Below are 21456 nucleotides of genomic sequence, written 5' to 3' on the forward strand. Positions count from 1 at the left end.
TTTGCCAAGTTTTGCTAAAACAGTCTGTTTTATGCGATCCAAAGTAAGTAATAGCGACGTTTAAGATATTTATAGTCGAACTTTGCTTTACAGCAGATGTCTTTAAAAAAGCAATACTTTACAGTGAGTAGGTTATGTATAGCGGTACCTTAACAGGTTTTATCAATGAGACAGCACTTTCAGTGAATAAAATAAAGGCGGTTTTATTAGTAGCAATGTGTGTGCTTGTTTTAAGTGCCTGCAGTAGCAATAAGCCGCAGGTAAGTGTCGATGAGACACAGAATTTTGCTGATATCAAAACCTTTCACATTCCCGCCCCGGTTAAACCAATAAATGCAACGCTGGCCAATCATCTATCCTCTACCATTACACAGCATTTAATAGCGAAAGGGCTGGCACCTGCCTCAGAGGATAACGCTGATATTACGGTAGTATACTTACCATCTAACTCGACAAAAGAAGATGGCACCACGTTAAATCTTGGGTTGGGAACCGGGAGCTTCGGGCGCTCGGGTGGTATCTCTCTCGGCAGTATTTTCAGTATTCCCGTTGGAGAGCAAACCACATTACAGCAAGGCCTTCAGATTGATATGGTTAAAGACGGCAAATTCATATACAGCGCATCTGGTGCGGTAGAACTTGAATCAAAAGACAGTCTAAGCATTCAAAATAAATTGGATGAGCTTGTAATTAGATTACTTGAGCAGTATCCGCCGAAAAAATAAATCGCGTTATTTTACAATTGAAAATAGTGCCACACGTAAAATATTTAAACGTTATGGTGATGTCTCTCGAACGTCTTCAAAACCGATTACTTTTGCCTGTATTTCCCTTTTCACTCGCTGTTGGGAAAGATGCTCACTTTGCGATGAAAATTTGAGGAAGTTGGAGCAAAATAGCGTTATGCTTGGCACCATGATGAAGTGTAGATTGACATAATGGCAGCGCCACAGACGCTCTCAGTTAAGCAAAACCTTACAATACGGTTGTTGCGAGTTCTCAGGTATAATAAGTCGCGTATCGAACGTGCACTTACCCTTATGCCTGAAAAGCACAAGCCACTTTTTCACGTTTTACCTTTTCTAGTGCACGTTAATCACGAAGCACTTCCTGGCTATGTAGCGCCGCTACCATCAGGTGAGAGTGTTCCTTTCGGGATAAATAATTACTCGTTCCGAAATGATATAGAAAAAGCTTTATTACGTTGTTTTCCCGCACAAAGCCACTTGTTTACAGAAGTTAAACAGATTTGGCCACGGCAACGCGCTATCGATGCACTGGTATTGATGGGCAGTGTGGGAACCATTGCACAAACCGACGACTCAGACTTTGACTTTTGGGTCTGCATTGATGGTAAGCAATTCACGGCAACGGAACTCTCGTTATTACAGCAAAAACTTACCGCAATTGAAGAATGGGCAGATGAACGCTTCGGTATCGAAGTACACTTCTTTTTGTCTGACATTGATAAAGTAAAAGAAAATGATTTTGGAATTGCAGAGGGTGAAAGTGCCGGTTCAGCCCAAGCATTATTATTAAAGTCTGAGTTTTACAGCACAAACATTGTGGTAGCTGGTCGAGCGCCTTTCTGGTGGCTAACCCCTGATAAAACGTCTGGCAAGCAGTATAGAGCGATCTATAGCAGTTTAGAAAAAGGGGGTTCGCCCGACCTAGACTGGTTTATGGATTTAGGTAACGTAGAAAAGTTAGACGCCAGCGAGCTATTCGGTGCTGCGATTTGGCAGCTTGGAAAAGCCATGGACTCCCCTTTTAAATCCGTTCTCAAAATGGCGAAGCTTGAGGTTTATCTGGCCAATATTAACGAAGGTCAGCCCTTATGCAACATCCTAAAAAGGCACGTTCACAGGGCTAGTGAAGCACCAGGGCATGTCTCTGAAATTGATCCCTACTCATTGATGTTTGACGAGCTCATCGCTCACTATAAAGCTCATGGGCAAGCCGAAGACGTTGCCGTTTTACAGCAGTGTTTATACTTAAAGTGTGGCTGTGCACTGAGCGAGCCGCTTTTTGAAGACGAAAAACCTAATTTTAAGCGCAAAATTATGGCGTCTTACGCCAGGCAGTGGGGCTGGAGTCGCAAGGATCTTGCACATTTTGATAATCAGCAAACGTGGAATTTTAGTGAACGGGTACAGCTAAGCCGACGAATTCATCGGTTTTTGTTGAAGTGTTATCGCCGTATTTCAAAAGAATTAGGCCACTATCAGCAGGTCATGGACGAAAAAGACATGACGGTTTTGGGTAGACGGCTGAGCACATACTACGCTAAAAAGCCCGACAAAATTGAGTTTTTAAGGCGAGCTTTTGACGAAAGTTTGTATTGCGATACCGTGACGATTGCCATGCGTCAGCTCAAAAACGGTGACGAGGTGTGGTCGGCCTATGCAGGAGACCTTCTTAGCAAATCAGGCATTATCGACGAGTCGCAGAAAATTTCTCAAGCGCCCAGCGCTATCGCGCTAATGGTGTGGTGCGTTTCAAGTAAGATTATCGACACAAATACGAAGGTGTTGCTCGACTATAATTATGGCGAAGTCAGTGAGCTAGATTTAAACGACCTACTTAAACATTTGTGTAAGTACTTGCCACCTGTCAAAGTGGCCTCATTACCTCGAAATGACTTACTCGCTCCCGAAAGGATTACGGCATGTTTTGCCGTGGTTAACTTTCCTACGCTTAGACAAAAGGCAACAGTCGAGGACGTGTCTATTCTTTACGCTACGTCTTGGGGCGAAACCTTCCTTAAAAACGGTCAAGATGTACTTGATACCCTGTGGTACGAGTTACAGGAGGTCACCCCAACTCCGCCCTGCTATGTCATGGTCCCACGAGGAAACCAACAAGCCCGAATTTTGGGTGAGTTTCTGGAAGCCAATGAACTTAGCTTTACCGTTCTGTACTGAAAAATTAAAGGTACCTTAGGCTTCAACTGCCTCTATTTACTTCTGGTCTTGCTTGTTACTCTCATTCATTTTGTCTAACTACTTTCTTATTTGCACCATTGTGTAATTTAAAGGCCCCAAGTCTATACGAAAAGGCAAGGTGCCCCACTCTTTGAGACAGCTCTAAAAACACGCAAAAAATTCTTGCACTTTAAAATTACAAGTGTAATCTAAACATATCGACTACAAATGTAATCAAACAAAAAAGATGTTACTACTATGAGCAACATGCAGGAAAAACCTGAAATTTCGAACGCTGAATTTGAAGTGTTAGACGTACTGTGGGACGACCATCCTGCAACCTCAAATGACGTTGTAGTACGGCTTAACGATAAAAAAGATTGGCATGAAAAAACAGTAAAGACGCTGCTTGGCCGGCTGGTAAAAAAAGGCGTGTTAGGGTTTGAAAAGCAGCAACGCCAATATCTCTATTACCCGCTCATTGCGCGCGAGGATTATACAAGGAAAGAAACGACAAACTTTGTTAGTCGCTTATTTAAGGGCAAAATCGCCCCTATGGTTGCCGGTTTTGCCAATCAAAACGCGCTTTCTAAACAAGATGTGAGTGAACTGAAAGCCCTTATAAAGGAATGGGAACAGAAAAATGATTGATTGGCTCATTGCTCAACAAGGCGTTTTATCGCTAGCGCTTGGCTTACTGATTATATGCGAGCACTTTTTTACTAATAAGATTGGCGTTTCTCTTTCATATAAATTGTGGGCGTTAGTGCCTGCGTGCTTGATTGTTAACAACCTTCCCATGTCGTTAGTGAGTATTCCATCGAGTGCCTTCACTCGATATGTGGTTGGTGTAAAGCCCACGCTTGGCGCTGACAACTTTGCAACCTGGTTTACTCTTTGGGCGATAGGTGTGACCATTATTACTACCTATGTGTTGGTCCATCACATCGCAACGTGGACTTCTATTTCAAAGCGCCACGCATTACACACCAATGCGTACTATTCTAGCAAAGCGCCCATGCCCATGTTGTTTGGTTTTATCAAACCCAAAGTACTTATCCCCTTCTCATTTAAAAGCACGTTTTCAGTAAAGCAACAAGCCTTGGTGTTAGAACATGAAAACGTACATCGCAAACACTATGACCATCTTTGGAATACCTTAGCGCTTATTCTCGCCATTCTATTTTGGTTTAATCCCCTCGTTTGGCTAGCACTGAAATCCTTCAGAATAAATCAAGAGCTGGCATGCGATAACGCGGTACTGAAACACAAAACAGACAAAGAAAAACTCACCTATGCAAAAGCACTTGTGCAGTGTGCTGAGCATTGTTCAAACGCCCTGCACCGTACTATGGGGCTATACCCAACCTTTGGAGAAAAAAGGACTATGATCAAACGATTAAACGCCATCAAACAACCTATTCAGAGCAGTAAAGTACTGGCAGCAGGGATGCTTTCCATTGCCGCGCTACTGACTGTAAATACAGCATTGGCAAATTCACCTGTACCGTCAGCTAAAGCTGAAAATAACATTAACATGGCGTCACCTGTAAAACGTGTTCCACCCGCTTACCCGGAAAAAGCGGCACAAAACAATGTAGAAGGCTTGGTTGTGCTTTCTTTCGATATCACTGAAACCGGCGCGACCGATAACATAAACGTGGTCAAATCGAAGCCAGCAGGTGTATTTGATGAGAGCGCTAAAGTTGCCCTCAAACAATGGGAATACAAACCGCGTATTCAGGGCGGAAAAGGAGTAAGGCAAACGGGGCTTCTCGTTCAGTTAGACTACCAACTTAGCGCCAGCCTTGATACCGCGAGTATTGAGAAGAATGCCCTCCCAGACGCAGAGCGCATAATTATTCCACCCAAACAAAGCAAGTAAGCACGAGACTTGTCAGAATACTAAAAGGAGCGCACCGCTCCTTTTAGTGTTTTGTCTAATTAACTTAATTGCTGTCTGATTTACACTTATTTTAGTATCACTACTTTCTAGCTATGCGAGGTTTAGTGAAAGCGTAAAGTGCCTTTACATTTCATCTAAAGAAAATACCTCTGCACTACGGTAGAATACGAGTACTCATTTATCTTCTTTATTCTAATTTATGGACGGCTTAGATAATCGATAGCTAATTATCGGCCATCACATTGCGCTAAGAGGGGCTTTTACTCCCTCGGTGTACAACAAGGAAATTTATTATGAACCGCTTCACTCTAGCTCCCGCAATTCTTGCCCTTGCGTTTGTTACACCAAACGCAAATGCCAACATCGAGCAGCTCAAAGGTCTTTTAGGCGACAAGAAAGCTGACTCGACTGTTACTTCTAGTAGCCTGACTGAAATGGCGACAAGTGCTGCGTCTGCTATCGACTTATCCAGCCTAGTAGACACAGTCTCTAACACTCTAAATGTATCTGAAACGCAATCAGAAGGCGGTATTGCATCTATCATGAACTATGTTCAAAGTAACCTTTCTAGTGGTGACTACGCGCAGCTGGCGAACAGTATTCCTGGTATTGATGGGCTTCTTGAGAACGTGCCTTCACTTAGCAGCGATACGGCAGCAAGTTCTAGCTCGTCATTATCAGGCTTACTTAATAAGGCATCTGAATATAGCTCTACACTTAAATCTGTAAATGATTTGAAGCAACAGTTTGAGGCGCTAGGCCTATCAACGGATATGATTGCCAGTTTTGCCACGCAAATCAGCTCATACTTAAATGTAAATGCCGATGAAGAAACACAAGCGCTCTTTAAATCTGGCCTAGATAATTTGCTAACGGCTCTGTAATCTGTTGAAAGCGTATTGAGATGTGCTGTGTGGCATAAATCAATACGCTCTAAATTTTTTGCAAGGTTGTACTTTTGCTAATAGCGACTTTGCTCATCTTTTCATACTCAATTACGCAGCCTAATCGTCTATGCAAAACGCAATATCTTGGTTTTCAGCGAAACCAAAGTGGTTTCGAGTTTCTACCTACCTTGTCCTTTTCTATCTTACCTATGCCCTTTTTTTAGGTGTAGTGGCTCCTGCGGTGTTAGAGGCAAAGTTACCTTATCTAGTAAAAGAAAATACAGGGCGAAGTGCTGCTGTAGAAGATATTGCTATAAACCCCTTTCTGTTGAAATTAGACATTACTGACTTTGTCGTCTATCCAGAATCTAAGCCATCAGCGCCCAGTATTAGTAACAAGGAGAGTAAAAAGAGCAATGAAAGTGATACCAATAATACAGCGGTAAACAATCGTTTTTTTAGTGTAAATAGTATTTCGCTAGATATTGGCTTTTGGAAAACACTGTTTACTCTCACACCTGCGATTGAGTCATTAAGCATCAATGCGCCATACGCAAAAGTAGCACGTTTAAGTACCGATAAAGACACGCAGACGTTCAACTTTTCTGACATCCTTGCTCACCTTGAGAAGCGCAGTACGCAAGATAAAAATGATAAGGAAGACGTATTTCAACGACAGGTCCCTCGAATAACACTAGGTCAGTTTTTACTAAGCGACGGACATATTGTTTTAGAAGACAAAGTTACCGATACCTTGCTGGATTACCCAGAATTGAACGTGGCACTGCAAGACCTAGATACGCATGCTGTGATCAGCGTTAACGATAGCGGATCAATCGACATCAACGAGCAGGATGTAAGCACAGCTTCTTCGGGTAAAAACGCAAATACCGAGAAAAACAACTCGCGAGACAAAAGCCAAGCCGCGTTTAATCAATATCAGTTTGATTTGCTCACCACCGATAGAGGCAAAATTTCCATCAAGGGTGAGTTCCAACTATCTCCGTTTAAAGTTACCACCGACGTTGCAATAAGTGACGTAGCGCTTACACCGCTTTGGTCGCTATCAAAACATTTGATAGAAGCGACACTGGTAGACGGTAGGGTTAGTCTAAGCCTTCAGGCAAAAGCCTTTGAAGAGGGAGATGCGTTTCAGTTTTTACTAGAACGGGGTGAATTTGCCGTCAACGACTTGGTGTTTAATGCAACCACATCATCGAGTGCGCCAGATAGCGCTAGTACCTCGAAAGAGATCCTCGCCATACCTGCATTTGCTATTCACGACATAAGCGTCAACGGTGCAGAGCAGCAAGTAAATATTGCTGAAGTTTCGCTGAACGATATAAGGGTGTCGGGTTTATTTAATGAAACCGGGCTAGATCTACAACGCCTGTTTTCACCTAAAGGCCTCGCTTCCTCTACATCGCAAACGAGCACCAATACAAACACCGATGTCCCTTCTGGGTCTCAAATAGAGGGAGAAAGTGCTGAGCAAGTAGGTGTAAGTGAATCACCTGAGGCAAACAACAGCATTCATGCAGAGACCGTCTTACCTGCACCAACAGGCGAGGGAATGCATACAAAAACACAAACTAACAATAGCTCTACGGCGTTGACCAAAGAGTCCACGTGGCAGGTTGCGTTACAAAAGTTCGCGTTCAATAACGGCACCATTGATATGCTAGAACGAAGTGTAAGTGATGGCACCTATTACAGAGTTAGTCACTTCAATATTGAAAGCGGTGAAATCACCACTGACTACTCTAAGCCCATTTCTTATACCACAAGCCTGGAAGTTTCTGCCGATACCCAGTCCTTTAGCAATACGTCAAAAGGCACTATAACAAGTAGCGGAAGCCTAGTTATTGCAGAACAAGCGGTGACAGGCAAAGCTGACATTGAGCAACTTGTGCTTAATCAATTCCAACAATATGTTTTCCCCTACGCCAATGTCACCCTTGAAAAAGGACTACTTAATCTGAATGTTGAATTTGACGCTGTAATGGGTGATGAGGGAACTGATACATTAAACGTTAAGGCTAGTACGAAGGTGACCGACTTAAGCATTCTGGATGATGCGAAAGAGCCGTTGTTGCAATGGCAGTCGTTAATGGTGGACGATATCAATTTTAACCACGCTTTAAACCAGCTAAGCGTAGACAATATTCAGTTACAGTCCCCCTTCGCTCGACTCATTATCGATGAGGCTAAGCAGACCAATGTGAGCAAGCTAGTTGTTACTTCGAAAGACAGCAGCAATGCAAAAAAGCCTAAAGGTAATAACACTGATAGAAAACCTGCCGACGTACACTCAACAAATTTACGAGCACCCGCACCTAGTGAAGAAGTGCCTTCAAACGCAGAAAAGCTCGCTATTGCCGTTAATGCAATATCAATTGAGAACGGTAAAGCCTATTTTGCTGACCACTCACTAACACCAAAATTCGCGTCGGCCATAGAAAGCCTAAATGGGAAAGTATCGGGCATCGACTCCCGCTCAGACACGCCAGCTAATGTGGATATCACTGGAAAAATAGATAACTACGCACCAGTAAAACTAGCGGGTACCATTCACCCGTTAAAAAGTGACCTAGACCTAGATTTAAACTTCTCAGTAAAAGGCGCTGAACTTACTTCTGTTAACCCCTATTCTGGCACTTACATGGGCTATTACATTGACAAAGGCTTGTTGTCATTAGCCGTGCAATACAAGCTTAACGGGAAAGCACTGGAAGGTAAGAATCAAGTAGTTATCGACCAGCTAACCCTAGGCAAAAAATCTAATTCTGACCAAGCGCTAAGTTTGCCACTTGGGCTCGCTATCGCGCTTTTAGAAGATAGTAACGGCGTTATAGATTTAGGTTTAGATGTATCTGGAAACGTAGACAGCCCAGATTTTAGCTTTGGTTCTATTATCCTCAATGCTATAGGCAATATTATTACCAAGGCTGTAACCGCACCGTTTTCGCTACTAGCAAATCTGGTTGGCAGTGACGATGAGCTTGACAGTGTTGCATTTACGTTTGGGGAACACAAGCTAGATGCCCAAGCTAAGGAAAAGCTTAACACTCTAGCTGAGGCCTTAAAAAAACGCCCTGGGCTTAGAGTAAACATCGAAGGTACGGTTAATGCGGTATCAGATGCAAGTGCGCTGGCACAACGTCAGCTAAACACCACGCTTTTAACAAAAAGCGGACATATTGAACCATCTGCTATTTCAGACAATGAGAGTATGACCGCGAATACTTCTGCTGGCGGAAAAAATGAAAGTCTCAGCAAAAGTGCTGGCTCTCAGGATGAACTATTAACTGGCAGTCGCATTCCACTGGAAGGCCCATTAGCCGACGCCCTTTTATCACACTATGTTGAGGTGTTTACACCTGACCTTAATCAAGAATTTGAAAACATGATGGTGCAGCTTTACCCTGAACTCGCAAATTCAGGTGATAAAGATAGCCCAAAAAGTGCTGATGACATCAAGGAAATTGTCAACGAAGATAGTGTAAATCGCGCATTAAGCATTGCGCGATACAACAAACTACGCAACAGCATCGATATTTCAGAAAGTGAATTAATTCAACTGGCTGATGCGCGGAGCAAAGCAGTAAAGCGTTATTTAGCTAACGAAGCTAACGTTGAAGCGAACCGTTTATTCTTATTAAATACTCAGCACGACTTACATACTGAATTTAGCGGTGTAGAGTTAACCCTTGAGGCGAATTGATAAACAAAAAGGGTAGCCGACTTCCATGGGCTACCCTCGTCTAGTGATGCTTTATTGAAATTTTCGACTAGCTAAGCTCTGCGAGCAGCACGCGAGAACCTTCGAAATCTCTAAGCTACTTTTTCAAATGCGGCGCACAAGATTCAGCAACTTTTGATGCGTCGAAAATCTCAATCCAGTAGCCGTCCGGGTCTTTAATAAACGCTATACCTTTCATAGAGCCATCATTAAGGCCTTTTTGAAAAGGAACGTCTAGAGATTCGAATCTGGCGCAGGCTGATTCAGCATCGGGTACATGAAAACCAATGTGACCAAAGCCCTTAGGTTCAGTATTGCCATTGTGGTAGCTAACCGTTTCTGGCGTATCGCCCCAGTTATGGGTTAATTCAAGCATTGCTGGGCGACCAAAAGTTTGCTGGGTACGCTCATCGGTATCGTCGGAAATATCAGAAAAATCGTCACCTGCAGCCAAAAAATAAAGGCTAAACTTCATTTCTTCAAAATCCAACCGCTTAATGAGTGTCATCCCCATTACGCGAGTGTAAAAGTCCAGCGAGCGCTTAGGGTCTGCAATGCGCAGCATAGTTTGATTGAACACAAAGCCTTGGGTAGCAGCATCTTTCTCTTCATACAGGCCTTCGGCTTTATCGAAATGTCGGCTCATAATTTTTCCCTTTTACTCTATTGAAATGAAATTAGTTATTTTCGTTTTTGACTTCTTTTGCAAAGCTAATTACTTTCAACACAAACTCGTCGGTATCAAATACCGGATCGCCGTGGCGCTTACCTTTAACGAGGAACAACGCGTTTGGCACGCCAAATTGGTCTAAATGGCGACTTAATAATTCGCTTTGCGAAGCGGGTACTACACCATCATCAAGTCCGTGGAAAATAATAAAAGAATGAAGATCATCTAACGGTTAACTTTATTCACCGCTTTTTAGCAGGTAGCTCGCCCCACACAGATGTATTGGTTTGCTTTTTGCCTTTCTGAGACTCATCGTTAACACTTCGGCTAACTGCGCTCTCAACCTTTTTAGGAGGTGATGCCACAACGCCTTGTTTATTTGTATGAGGTTTGCTGTCGTTTGGTTTACCGTTTTTTGGCGTAATCTCTTTCGGTTTGATCTCTTTAGGCTTATTAGCACCCGGCGCACTAGTGGTTGGCTTTTTAAGGCTTGTTTGCGCGCTGCGACCAGCGCCAGTTGAGTCAGGTCGATATTTTTTCACCATGCCCTGCAGCAGGTTGCGAACGACTTGGTCGCCGGCAGGTTTGAAATTTCGGTGGTCAGGCTTTCTGAAAAACGCAGATAGCTCACCCTTGCTCATCCTAAAGTCTGCGAGTTTAAGCACGGCAATCATATCTTCATCTTTATAACTCATTGCAATGCGAATTTTGCGCAGTACTTCATTATTGCTCAGACGCTCTTTAGGCCCCAATTCTTGAGGATCCTGTCCTTCTTGTCGACCGCGATTTTTAATTATTAGCCCGTCAAGAAATAAGGAGATAATTTTATCGCGACACGGAAGGTACCCTTCTTCGCCCTCTCGCTTCATCACAGCATGTAAATAACCTATCTCCATGTCGTAATTAACCAGTTTAAAAATACTAATAGCGGCAGTGTCATTTATGGCTAAAGCGTAACGAAGGCGACGTAAAACATCGTTGTGGATCATGTATATAGGCCTGATGTGAAATTGTGAAAAAGGGATGTGGCAGTAATAAAGCGCAGAACAAAATGCTTTGAGTACTTATTTTACACCACTTAGCGCGAAGCATCTATCGCCGCTTTCTTCGTTTTGAAGGTAAAAACAAAGATTAAATTACGTTCGAACTTAAAACTAAATTAATGTTCGCGGCGTAACGATTGGTAATTTCTTCTCGCTTAATTCACTGGAGTACCGAATTGAGCTCATTGGTAAAAGGACACATCCATGGCAACACTGAACTTAAACGGGAACGATGTTAGTCTTCCCGACGACCCTCGAACAACGCTTCTCGACTTTCTTCATCAACATCTTTCTCTATTTGGTACAAAAAAAGGATGCGATCATGGCCAGTGTGGTGCATGCACTGTTCTTGTCGATGGAGAGCGCGTCAATGCATGCTTAGTTTTCGCTTTTCAACTAGAAGACTGTGAAGTTACAACTATTGAAGGTATTGGACAAAACGATAACCTTCACCCTCTTCAGCAAGCGTTTATTGAAAGAGATGCTTTCCAATGTGGATACTGTACTTCTGGGCAAATCTGCTCGGGCGTCTCTTTGCTGCAAGAATTAAGAAATGGCGATCCGAGCGCCGTGTCTTATAGCAGTAAAGTTTCATTAAAAGAAGACATCAGCGAGCGTATGAGTGGCAATCTATGCCGATGCGGCGCTTATCCCAATATTGTCGACGCTATAACAGACGTGATTGCACTGGAGAGACAATAATGCAGCCCTTCGATGTCCATCATTTTAACGACAGCACCCCACTAAATACGTTTCCAACAGCAAAAACATCACGTTTTTTAGCCGGAGGCACAAACTTAATCGACCTTATGAAGCTGCAGGTAGAAACACCTAAAACGCTTATTAGCTTGGCTAAATGGAAAAGTGCGAACGCTATTTCCCAAGATGATGCGCACTACCATATTGGTGCCATGGTAAGCAATTCTGACTTGGCTAAGTTTGCCCATTCAGAGCCTTCGTTGTCAGTATTGTCTCAAGCGCTTTTAAGTGGCGCCACAGTTCAGTTGCGCAACAAAGCAACAACCGCTGGAAATTTGCTTCAGCGCACACGCTGCTATTACTTTTACGATACAACCAAAGCGTGCAACAAACGCGAGCCCGGTTCAGGTTGCACAGCATTAAACAGCATGAACCGGATACACGCGATATTTGGAACAAGTGACAAATGCATTGCCACGCACCCTTCGGATATGGCTGTTGCGATGATAGCGCTAAATGCCGTCGTGAACACACAGCTACCAGATGGCACTGAACGGAAAATCGCGCTGCGAGAATTCTATCAGGCGCCCGGCGATTCACCTCATATCGAAAACGTTCTTCAAGACGGTGAACTCATTACGCACGTTAGTATTGAGAAGAAAGAAAGAGGAACGCAGTATTATCATAAAGTTCGAGACCGCTCATCGTATGCCTTCGCACTCGTGTCTGTGGCAGCGGGACTGACAGTAAAGGACGGAAGAGCTTACAATGTGAATCTTGCCTTTGGTGGCGTGGGCACTACACCTTGGCATCCAGAAAAAGCAATTCGTGTTTTAGAAGGCGCAGAAATTTCACCCGAGGTTATATCGCAAGCAGCAGACGCTGAGCTTGCTAGCGCCAAAGTATTCGGTAGTAACGACTTCAAACCGTTGCTGTTGCGCCGCACTTTAGAAAAAGTGCTTATGGAAATATTTACTCATCAATCGGACCACCCACACCACGAAGGAGCATTACATGACAACGCCTAATTCGAAGATAGTGGGTTCAGCGGTCAATCGTATTGATGGCGTTCAAAAGGTCACCGGACAGGCAAGATACGCTGCGGAACAAATGAGCGAACATAAACCACTGGTAGGCTGGATTGTTGCAAGCGATAAGGCCGTAGGTAAAATTATCTCGCTTGAAACTGGCCTTGCTGAACAGTCTGAAGGGGTTCACGCCGTTGTTACCTATAGAAATGCGGGGCCAATGAAGCCTTTTAGTAAGCCTCAAGATGAAGGCCGGTTTACTCAAAGCCGAGCGGTATTGAATGAACCGTATATTCGACATTTTGGAGCACCAGTCGCCCTGGTGATTGCTGATACGCTAGAGCAGGCTCGCTACGCGGCAAGCTTAGTTGACTATACCATTGAAGGTCAAACACCTGAGCTTCTCACACACTTTGAGGGCGCAACCCAAGTACCGGATTCATTAGACGGTGGGTTCGAGCCTGATGCCACCAGCGGGAATAAGCCTGACAATAGTGACGTGAAAACCTCGGTAGACAGTACCTACACCACACCGTCTCAAATATCAGCGGCGATGGAACCCCATGCTACTGTGGCAGAATTCAAAAACGGTAAGCTAGAAGTATTTACCAGTGTGCAAATAATTGCCCCTGCGGTTCAAGCACTTGCTGTTACCCTCGAAATGGACCCAGATGATATTGTGGTTCAAAGCCCTTTTATTGGTGGAGGATTCGGCTCCAAATTGGGTTTACATTACGATGCAACCTTAGCCTGCATTGGCGCAAGGTACGTAAAGCAAGCCGTTAAAGTGGTGCTGAGTCGACGCCAAGTGTTTTACAACACGCCCCATCGAGGTCATAGCACGCAACAAATGACCCTTTCCGCGAATTCAGACGGCGCGTTAGTAAGTATTGTGCACAAAAGCGCAATGCCCAAAGCAAAAGGCTACGAATTTGCAGAAGCAACGGGCGCTGGTGCCCGAGTCACTTATCAATCTCAATATATTGAAAGCACGCATAGAGTAAAAGACGTTGATCTACCGCTTATTGACTCAACACGTTCACCTGGTGATGCTATTGGCTCCCTTGCCTTTGAATCGGCTATTGATGAGCTTGCACACGAAGCTGGTGTCGACCCCCTTACCTTTCGCTTAAATAATTTACCGATAGTTCACCCGATGAAAGGAACCCCATTTACCAGCCACAATCTGGGTGAGTGTCTTCGTCAGGGCGCGCAACAGTTTAAGTGGCAACACAAGCCTCAGCCTAGCAATGGCAAAGTAATTGGCCACGGTGTGGCCAGTGCAATGCGTATGAATGTATTTGTCGAGAGTTCAGCGCAAGTTGAAATAGATGATCAAGGCAAGGTGACCGTGCGCACCGATATGACCGACATAGGCACTGGTACCTATACCATCCTTGCGCAGATTGCCGCCGATGCGCTACAAACATCGGTAAACAATGTAACCGTGCAACTTGGCGATAGCCGTTATCCGGCCTCTTGCGGTTCGGGCGGTTCTTTTGGTGCAGCAAGTACAGGTTCTGCGGTTAAAAGAGCCTGTGAGGCCCTTATTGACTCAATACAAAGCCAACTCCCGGCCGAGTTATCTAACGCCAAACTTTTTGTGGAAGAAGGTAAGATTAAGGCAGCAAAGCCCAACGCAGAAGATTCGGCAACACCATTTCTTATCACAGATTATATTCCTACGAATACATTTCCAATTTCGGCGACAGGTAAAGTGTCTGAGGATGATACTAGCGACAATGAGCAATACTCATGTGGCGCGCACTTTGCCGAGGTAGAAGTAGACACCTATACCGGCGAAGTAAGGCTTCTTCGTCAATACGGCATGTTTAGCGCAGGGCAAATTTTAAACATCAAAACAGCCTCTTCTCAAATTAAAGGCGGTATGGTGTGGGGAGCAGGCTATGCCCTCACTGAAGGTATTCATCACCATGAAGATAGTGCTAGCTTCGTTAACCCAGATTTTGGTGAATATCACATTGCTGTGAATCGAGATATTGCTGAGGTGAACTTAGATTTTCTTGAGGAGCCGGATTACGCCGCATCACCTGTAGGGGCAAAAGGTATTGGAGAGCTAGGCATAACCGGTGCAGGCGCTGCCATCGCTAACGCAATATTCGATGCAACAAAAGTAAGGGTGCGAGACTTTCCTATTACCATGGACAAAATTATAAGCGGATAGCCATTGGCGTTTTGAAATTTGTAGGCGTTTTAGCAAGAAATGCCGAAAGCAGTAATATCAAAGCGGCCTTAGCGGGCCGCTTTTTTATGAACTATTAAACAGTAGCTAAGCCAAATGCTGCTTAAAGAAGGCTATCGTACGTTGCCAAGCTAACTCTGCATCATTCGGGCTATAACGGCTAGTTGAATCATTGTAAAAGCCATGCTGAACCTTCGCATAACCTGCTCTGTTATCCGTTTAAATGCGCAAACCTAGCGCTGGAGTGTTTTTACTGACAGCGCCGTTTCCCGTATAGTTATGTGTGTTTTCACTCTTTGTTTTAAGTGTTGGTTGATGTCGGGTTCCTTTCGCAAATACGGTCGTAAATACAGTCGCAGTATTCATTTGTGGCTCTCGCTGTTTATTTTTATCCCCGTTATCATTGTTATCGCAAGTGGCCTTTTACTTCAGGTTAAAAAGGAATTTGACTGGATCCAGCCACCTACGCAAAAAGCGCAGCACGCAGATCGTGGCATTCCGACTATCTCGTTTGAAATCCTACTAACCTCAGTGCAGCAAGTCTCCGAGACAAACTTAAAAACATGGGAAGACATTGACAGGCTAGACGTGCGTCCCGATAAGGGCATCATAAAGGTCCGAGGTAAAAACCATTGGGAAGTACAGCTTGATGCTCAGACCGGTGCAGTGCTTCAAGTGGCGTACAGACGAACAGACACCATTGAAGCTATTCACGATGGAAGTTGGTTTTTTGAAGGCGCAAAGCTCTGGCTCTTCTTGCCAGCGGCCATTTTACTTTTTGTACTTTGGATAACTGGGCTTGTGATGCTAATCACCACGTTGAAAAGCAAATACCGCAAAAAGAAACACAGACGACCGCTCAGTAATCTATAGCGAATAGGTTATGGCTAGCTGAAGGCTATCGCCTTGTGCAAACGCTGCTCTGTCATCTGCACTGGTAAAATATTGCTGGTTCGTGAGATTGGTCCAACTGGCTTGAAGTTGTACGCGCTCACTCACTTGCCAATGGGCGCCAAAATCTACTGTAAATACGCTATCAAGCGCCCGTTCTCCGTTTGCTACATCTGTTTTACTTGCACGATAAGCTAGCACTGTAAAAAAGCGCACATCGCTCCAATTTAGGCCAATATCGACTCGCTGATTATGGGGAGGAATATCGGCAACCGTGTTCCCTAGGTTATCTTCGCCCGCTATCCATGCACCACTTATCCTTGCGTCAAACCTTGCATCTTTCGATTGCCAGTTAAGCTGATAGCTCGCCCCTTTGATCGTAGCAGTATCAAGGTTCACGTATTGAAGAATATCTTCAGAAACCGTGAGGCGTTCAATGTAGTTATCAATTTGCTGATAAAAAAGCTCCACCGAACCCTGAAGTTGTTCGCTACGATAGGCCAGCGTAGCTTGCGTATTAAGCGCTTGTTCTGTATCCAGCGACATATTTCCTAGTACAGTACCGCGAGGTGTTTCCCCTGCGAAAAAACGCTCCGTAAGCGTTGGATTTCTAAATGCACTAGAGAAGTACAAGCTTGCGTTCCAGTAAGCCGACAACTGATAGTTAGCGCCCGCATAGGCACTTATATTTTTTGCAGTTACACTGCTTTTTACACCAGCATCATCCGACTGGCGCTGCCAGTCTATCCTTGAGCCTACTGCAAACGAGGTCTTTGTGTACTGTCGCGATGCATCGAAAATACCTGCTATGTTCATTTCGCTGGCATCTAGCGTTCGAACCTCATAGGCTAGCTTGGCTATTGGCGAGCCCCCATTAAACGCAAATGGAAGGGCGGTAAGACCAAACTCCCTTTCGTCAGCCACCACGCCTTCACGGCCAGAAACTTGGAGTTGAAAGTTTACCAACCAGCGCTGCCATGCCATATCACTTTTTACATCAAAGCCATAATCGAATGCGTTATTTTCGCTGTTATTAATTCTGCTTGAGGGGCGCAATACTGAAGTTTCTAAGCGTGACTGATGCCACCATACGTTGCCTGAAAAATCGCCGCCTGCAAATGCGAGTTTACCCAACCAGTGACGGTTATCTGGGTAGGCTGTTATCCTGTTTTCTGGATAATCACTGCTCGACTTTCCAATATCGTTGTTATCAGAATAAAGCGTCCACGCTTCTTTGACTATTCCACTTGAAGGACTGTGGCGTAGATAAAATGCGGTTTGCTCGAACTGATCGAATAATGAATTTTCCTTACCATCACTGCCATTATTTGCATTGCGATGGGCAATATTCCAATCGGTGTTCTCAACATTACCTGCATAACTCACCGTCTTCATTTGTTGGTTACTACTATAACCACCTTGTACATAGGAATGTTGAGGAGCATCCATATGCAGGTTCACCGCACCGCCTAATGCACCCGAGCCAAAATAAGTAGAGGCAGCGCCGGGTAAAACAGAAACAGAAGAGACAAAACTTGGAGGAATAAAACCTATGCTTGAGCCCGCCCGTCTGTCACTCACAATTGGTACACCATCTAACAGAGTTTGTATACGCCAGCGAGAATAACCGCGAATACTGATACTTTGTATTTGCCCGCCCTGGCCATTTAAAGAGATGGATGGAGATTGCAATAAGACGTCATTGGTATGCAGTGGTGTTACTAGACTACGTTTATCGAACTCGTACTGCGGAAAAATGTTTGACAGCGTTTCGTCATAATACGGTCGCACAGCTGTAACGGTATAGCGCTCTAGCGTCTGAGGTTCATTGCTTTGCGCGTAGCCTAGAGGTGAGGCGATAAGCAAAATAAAGCCTAAACGAAAAAAGTAAGATGACAACGGCGAACTGTAAGATGTAGAAAATTTAAACGCGTGGATAGCAAGCCCAGTAAAGAATAACGAAGAAAACGTTGAGAAAAACAAAAGCACTCTCATCAAGTAGCAAAAAGAAAAAGTAAAATCATGCGGCAGACAAAGAACTACCGCATGTCATTTAAAATAATGAGAAGCGCTTGTTTCCTTTTCAGCTTTATAAATCGGCATAAAAAAGAGAACGCGCTTCTCTAAAGGGCATAGAAACTATGCCCTGACGGCGAATCAGCTATTGAGATACAACGGGTAAGCCCGGCGTCCACGGGCCACCGGCGTCGACAACAGCTTGCTGTAAGGCTGGCACCGAGCGGCTTTGAAGCGCGCTAATTCGTGTTACCGCATCGTTCAGGCTATCGTTGGCGTAACCAAGCTGGTCTTTATGCTGTGCTGTAGGGCCATATGATGAACCCAGTGCAGAACGTGCATAGCCTAGCCGGCTCATCACGTTTGCCGGCTTGATACCCATTTTGTCGCGAGAGTTAAGACCGAAGAACACCTTATTCAAGGCGTTTAGCTCGTCTTGGATTGCCGCATACTGAGACTCAAGATTGCTTACGTCATTAGGCGTACGTTCAATGGCCGTGCGCAGCAGCGCCATTGTATCTGTCAGCGTTTTAAGTACCGTAGTTGACGAAATAGCACGTTTTTGCGCCTCGCTTACCGCTTTACCATAAGCCTCAATTTCACTTTGGGTTGCACCTTTAAGCGCTCCCTCATATATAGGCGTTAATTCAAACGACACTGGCTCAGAAAGTGGCGTCACCTTCGCACCTACGCGTTTAAACAGGGTAGCAGTGTACTGACCAGGCAATGCCATTAATCCCCTGTCCTTACTGTCTTTGTCGGTAAGGGGGTTAGTCGATGAAAACTTCATGTCCCATGTTAAACGATGCAGGCCTTTCTTTGTCTTGCCTTCAACGCGTTTAACTACGTCACCTTCGCTATCGCGAACCTCAACGTAGACAGCAGGTGCAGCCTCTTGGCTTTCAGCTTCAACCGCTTCCCAACTTGGATATTTAGGGTACTTCTTATCTTCTATTAACTTCTTCTCTGCTTCTTGGCGTTTTTCTTTTGCCGTGAGCAAGCTGTCTTTCAGATAATAGGTAAAAGTTGCACCGTGCTCGGGGTTTTTGGCAACAAAGCGGTCGTCGCCATCAGAGTCGGTGTGATTATCATCTAGCTGGAACCACTTAACAGGGCGGCTCGGCCCAAATAAAATGGCGTCTTGCTGCATCGATTTTTCAGTTAATGAACGAAGTGGAGCATAATCGTCAAGTATGTAAATACCGCGACCAAAGGTTCCAGCTACCAAGTCGTTTTCACGGCGCTGAATTTTTACGTCACGGGTTGAAATGGTTGGCATGCCGCCATCTAATTCTACCCAATCTTTACCACCGTCTACCGAGAAGAACACACCAAATTCAGTACCAATAAACAGCAAGTCTTTGTTTACATGATCTTGCACAATACGCCAAACCAGATGCTTTTCAGGTAAATCTTCAGCCAGCGAAGTCCAGCTTTTACCCAAGTTTGTCGATTTAATTAAATACGGCTTGTAGTCGCCATATTTGTGGTTATCAAGCGCCACATAGACGGTATTAGGGTCGAACAAGTCAGCGCGGATATCATTGACGTATGAGTTAGCTGGAATGCCTTTGATGTCGTCTAGTTCAATCTTCTTCCAAGACTTACCGCCGTTGGTGGTGACCTGAATAATGCCGTCGTCAGTCCCTGCCCATAAAATGTTCTCATCCACTGGGCTTTCGGCGAAGTTTGCAATGGTGTGGAACTCGGTCATGGCATACAAATCCCATCCCGCTTCTACCGACCAGGTACGTCCCATCAGTGGCGAGTGCATTCTATTGCCATTTTTTGTGAGGTCACCAGATACAGGGGTCCAGCTGTCGCCGCGATCGTCGCTTCGCCATACGCGCTGTGAAGCAAAGTAAATACGTGCCGGGTCGTGCGCTGACACATTAATCGGCGCGTCCCAGTTATAACGCTCCGCTGGATCGCCAGGAAGAGGCTGCGGTTTAATATAAACCCCTTCTCGGGTTTTCATATCAATACGGGTTAAATTACCCTGCTGCCACTGAGAGTACATAATATCTGGGTTGCCTGGCTCTGTAGCAGGGCCATGTCCGTCACCACCAAGGGTTAAAAACCAATCTTTGTTCTTAATACCCTCTTCTCGTCGAGTACGCGACGGGCCGCCCTGGGTAGAGTTATCCTGTGCACCCGCGTAAATCTTATAAAAAGGTTTCGAGTCGTCAGGCGCTACCTTGTAGAATTGCGTTAGTGGTAAGTTGGCCATGAAGCGCCAGTTCGCCATTCTGTCGTGTGACATATAAATGCCACCGTCAGACCCCATTAAAACAAAGTCTGGATCAGTGGGATGAAACGCCATGGCGTGGTCGTCTACGTGTTTGCGTTTAGTATTAATCGGCGTCCAAGTTTTTCCGCCATCGTCCGACACTTTACTGTAGTTACTGGCGATATAGACACGGTCAAACTGATGTTGATCTGCAAAAATTTCTTGATAGTAATGAGGGCCGGTTCCGCCGCCCACTTCGTCAGACATTTTAGTCCAGCTAGCGCCTTGATCCGCCGAACGATAAAAACCACCGCCGCGGTTGTCCGTTTCAATAGTGGCATAAATAACATCTGGGTTCATGGGCGATATGGCCATACCAATTTTACCCATATTGCCTTGTGGCAAGCCGGTTTTAAGCTCTGTCCAGGTTTCGCCACCATCGTTTGACGTATGAATACCTGCCCCTTCATTGGTGCCGACATAGGCGCCAATTGAGCGTTGGCGAGCCCAGGTAGCCGCATAAAGTTTATCCGGGTTGCGCGGGTCAATTAGAAGAGACGTTACCCCAGTCCACTCATCAGCGGGCTTAAGTACTTGCTTCCAGGTTTCACCACCATCAGTCGTTTTATATAAGCCGCGTTCGCCGCCACCGCTCCACAACGGACCTTGCGCAGATACCCAAACAATATCAGGGTTGGTTGGATGGATAATAATGTCTGAAACGTGTTCTGACTTCGACAGCCCCATATTTTTCCATGTTTGACCGCCATCTAATGACTTATAAACACCGTCGCCGAAACTGATGTGTCTACCACCATTATTTTCACCGGTGCCCACCCAAATAATATTCGAGTTACTTGGCGCTATGGTGACATCGCCCATTGAATAAACGGGTTGGTCATCGAAGATAGGCTCCCAGGTTGTACCAGCGTTGGTGGTTTTCCAAACCCCACCCGAGCCAACCGCGGTGTACCATGTAGAGGGATTATTCTGATCAATAGCGATATCAGCGATACGCCCAGACATATAAGCAGGCCCAATGTTTCTAAGCTCCATAGCTTTAAACGTTGAACTGTTGAAGATTTCATTTTTGTCGTTTTTATCTGCGTAGGTGGGAGTGCACGCAAGTGCAACTGATACAGCAACTGCCGCTCTTAGAAGCTTTCTCATTATTATTGTCCAGTGTGTTTATTCGGGCAAAGCCCGTTGTGAATTTG

General features: G+C 44.9%; 14 protein-coding genes and 1 pseudogene. 10 read left to right on the plus strand and 5 right to left on the minus strand.

Translation table 11 applies throughout. The annotated features are described in order from the left end of the window. Window positions 1-134 precede the first annotated feature (134 nt). From ACM0P2_RS14340 to ACM0P2_RS14365, 6 genes are all read left to right on the plus strand, one after another. Window positions 135-725 carry a DUF4136 domain-containing protein gene (locus tag ACM0P2_RS14340; RefSeq protein ID WP_419226726.1) on the plus strand — a complete coding sequence of 197 codons (591 nt, stop codon included), beginning with the start codon at window positions 135-137 and terminating at the stop codon, window positions 723-725. Between the two features lie 213 nt (window positions 726-938). Beyond that, window positions 939-2924: a class I adenylate cyclase gene (locus tag ACM0P2_RS14345; protein ID WP_419226727.1), complete on the plus strand. Its 1986-nt coding sequence runs from the start codon at window positions 939-941 to the stop codon at window positions 2922-2924. Window positions 2925-3182: 258 nt separating this feature from the next. After that, a complete protein-coding gene (locus tag ACM0P2_RS14350) occupies window positions 3183-3575 on the plus strand; it encodes a BlaI/MecI/CopY family transcriptional regulator (protein WP_159120138.1) in 393 nt (130 codons plus the stop codon). Next, on the plus strand, window positions 3568-4809 hold the full coding sequence (locus tag ACM0P2_RS14355) for a M56 family metallopeptidase (RefSeq protein ID WP_159120139.1): 1242 nt from the start codon (window positions 3568-3570) through the stop codon (window positions 4807-4809). The genes ACM0P2_RS14350 and ACM0P2_RS14355 overlap by 8 nt, the downstream gene beginning before the upstream one ends. 314 nt (window positions 4810-5123) lie before the next feature. Continuing rightward, entirely contained in the window at window positions 5124-5714 is a 591-nt protein-coding gene (locus ACM0P2_RS14360) for a DUF2780 domain-containing protein (protein WP_159120140.1), read from the plus strand. Window positions 5715-5844: 130 nt separating this feature from the next. Next, on the plus strand, window positions 5845-9441 hold the full coding sequence (locus tag ACM0P2_RS14365; protein ID WP_419226728.1) for a DUF748 domain-containing protein: 3597 nt from the start codon (window positions 5845-5847) through the stop codon (window positions 9439-9441). A 115-nt stretch (window positions 9442-9556) separates the two neighbouring features. Here ACM0P2_RS14365 and gloA read toward each other — a convergent pair whose 3' ends face one another. Continuing rightward, window positions 9557-10105 (minus strand): lactoylglutathione lyase, encoded by a 549-nt coding sequence (gloA, locus tag ACM0P2_RS14370; protein ID WP_159120142.1) that lies wholly within the window; start codon window positions 10103-10105, stop codon window positions 9557-9559. Between the two features lie 266 nt (window positions 10106-10371). Further along, window positions 10372-11118 carry a DUF1456 family protein gene (locus tag ACM0P2_RS14375; RefSeq protein WP_159120143.1) on the minus strand — a complete coding sequence of 249 codons (747 nt, stop codon included), beginning with the start codon at window positions 11116-11118 and terminating at the stop codon, window positions 10372-10374. Window positions 11119-11376: 258 nt separating this feature from the next. Between ACM0P2_RS14375 and ACM0P2_RS14380 the strand changes: the two genes are divergently transcribed. From ACM0P2_RS14380 to ACM0P2_RS14390, 3 genes are read left to right on the plus strand one after another with little or no spacing between them, the layout of a single operon-like run. Next, a complete protein-coding gene (locus tag ACM0P2_RS14380; protein WP_159120144.1) occupies window positions 11377-11874 on the plus strand; it encodes a (2Fe-2S)-binding protein in 498 nt (165 codons plus the stop codon). Beyond that, window positions 11874-12899, plus strand: a complete 1026-nt coding sequence (locus tag ACM0P2_RS14385) for an FAD binding domain-containing protein (RefSeq protein WP_159120145.1) — start codon at window positions 11874-11876, stop codon at window positions 12897-12899. Before ACM0P2_RS14380 ends, ACM0P2_RS14385 begins: the two co-directional genes overlap by 1 nt. Beyond that, on the plus strand, window positions 12886-15084 hold the full coding sequence (locus tag ACM0P2_RS14390; protein WP_419226729.1) for a xanthine dehydrogenase family protein molybdopterin-binding subunit: 2199 nt from the start codon (window positions 12886-12888) through the stop codon (window positions 15082-15084). Before ACM0P2_RS14385 ends, ACM0P2_RS14390 begins: the two co-directional genes overlap by 14 nt. A gap of 105 nt (window positions 15085-15189) precedes the next feature. On the opposite strand, the pseudogene ACM0P2_RS14395 reads toward ACM0P2_RS14390, so the two are convergent. Continuing rightward, window positions 15190-15303, minus strand: a pseudogene (locus ACM0P2_RS14395) (dienelactone hydrolase family protein); the annotation flags it as partial. Between the two features lie 114 nt (window positions 15304-15417). On the opposite strand from ACM0P2_RS14395, the gene ACM0P2_RS14400 reads away from it, so the two are divergent. Then, window positions 15418-15975: a PepSY domain-containing protein gene (locus ACM0P2_RS14400; RefSeq protein WP_419226730.1), complete on the plus strand. Its 558-nt coding sequence runs from the start codon at window positions 15418-15420 to the stop codon at window positions 15973-15975. Here ACM0P2_RS14400 and ACM0P2_RS14405 read toward each other — a convergent pair. Both ACM0P2_RS14405 and ACM0P2_RS14410 read right to left on the minus strand, forming a co-directional pair. Beyond that, on the minus strand, window positions 15970-17982 hold the full coding sequence (locus ACM0P2_RS14405; RefSeq protein ID WP_419227707.1) for a TonB-dependent receptor: 2013 nt from the start codon (window positions 17980-17982) through the stop codon (window positions 15970-15972). The genes ACM0P2_RS14400 and ACM0P2_RS14405 overlap by 6 nt on opposite strands. Before the next feature lie 172 nt (window positions 17983-18154). Next, entirely contained in the window at window positions 18155-21409 is a 3255-nt protein-coding gene (locus ACM0P2_RS14410) for a VPS10 domain-containing protein (protein WP_419226731.1), read from the minus strand. Window positions 21410-21456 lie beyond the last annotated feature (47 nt).

It is taken from the genome of Alteromonas sp. OM2203, from assembly GCF_048517045.1.
GTDB classification, from domain to species: Bacteria; Pseudomonadota; Gammaproteobacteria; order Enterobacterales; family Alteromonadaceae; genus Alteromonas; species Alteromonas gracilis.

What these genes read in the sequence shown, in the direction of transcription:
- gloA (WP_159120142.1), bottom strand. Translation starts at nt 10,105, where the DNA reads ATGAGCCGACATTTCGATAAAGCCGAAGGCCTGTATGAAGAGAAAGAT.
- ACM0P2_RS14350 (WP_159120138.1), top strand. Translation starts at nt 3,183, where the DNA reads ATGAGCAACATGCAGGAAAAACCTGAAATTTCGAACGCTGAATTTGAA.
- ACM0P2_RS14345 (WP_419226727.1), top strand. Translation starts at nt 939, where the DNA reads ATGGCAGCGCCACAGACGCTCTCAGTTAAGCAAAACCTTACAATACGG.
- ACM0P2_RS14390 (WP_419226729.1), top strand. Translation starts at nt 12,886, where the DNA reads ATGACAACGCCTAATTCGAAGATAGTGGGTTCAGCGGTCAATCGTATT.
- ACM0P2_RS14355 (WP_159120139.1), top strand. Translation starts at nt 3,568, where the DNA reads ATGATTGATTGGCTCATTGCTCAACAAGGCGTTTTATCGCTAGCGCTT.
- ACM0P2_RS14380 (WP_159120144.1), top strand. Translation starts at nt 11,377, where the DNA reads ATGGCAACACTGAACTTAAACGGGAACGATGTTAGTCTTCCCGACGAC.
- ACM0P2_RS14365 (WP_419226728.1), top strand. Translation starts at nt 5,845, where the DNA reads ATGCAAAACGCAATATCTTGGTTTTCAGCGAAACCAAAGTGGTTTCGA.
- ACM0P2_RS14385 (WP_159120145.1), top strand. Translation starts at nt 11,874, where the DNA reads ATGCAGCCCTTCGATGTCCATCATTTTAACGACAGCACCCCACTAAAT.
- ACM0P2_RS14410 (WP_419226731.1), bottom strand. Translation starts at nt 21,409, where the DNA reads ATGAGAAAGCTTCTAAGAGCGGCAGTTGCTGTATCAGTTGCACTTGCG.
- ACM0P2_RS14360 (WP_159120140.1), top strand. Translation starts at nt 5,124, where the DNA reads ATGAACCGCTTCACTCTAGCTCCCGCAATTCTTGCCCTTGCGTTTGTT.
- ACM0P2_RS14340 (WP_419226726.1), top strand. Translation starts at nt 135, where the DNA reads ATGTATAGCGGTACCTTAACAGGTTTTATCAATGAGACAGCACTTTCA.
- ACM0P2_RS14375 (WP_159120143.1), bottom strand. Translation starts at nt 11,118, where the DNA reads ATGATCCACAACGATGTTTTACGTCGCCTTCGTTACGCTTTAGCCATA.
- ACM0P2_RS14400 (WP_419226730.1), top strand. Translation starts at nt 15,418, where the DNA reads ATGTCGGGTTCCTTTCGCAAATACGGTCGTAAATACAGTCGCAGTATT.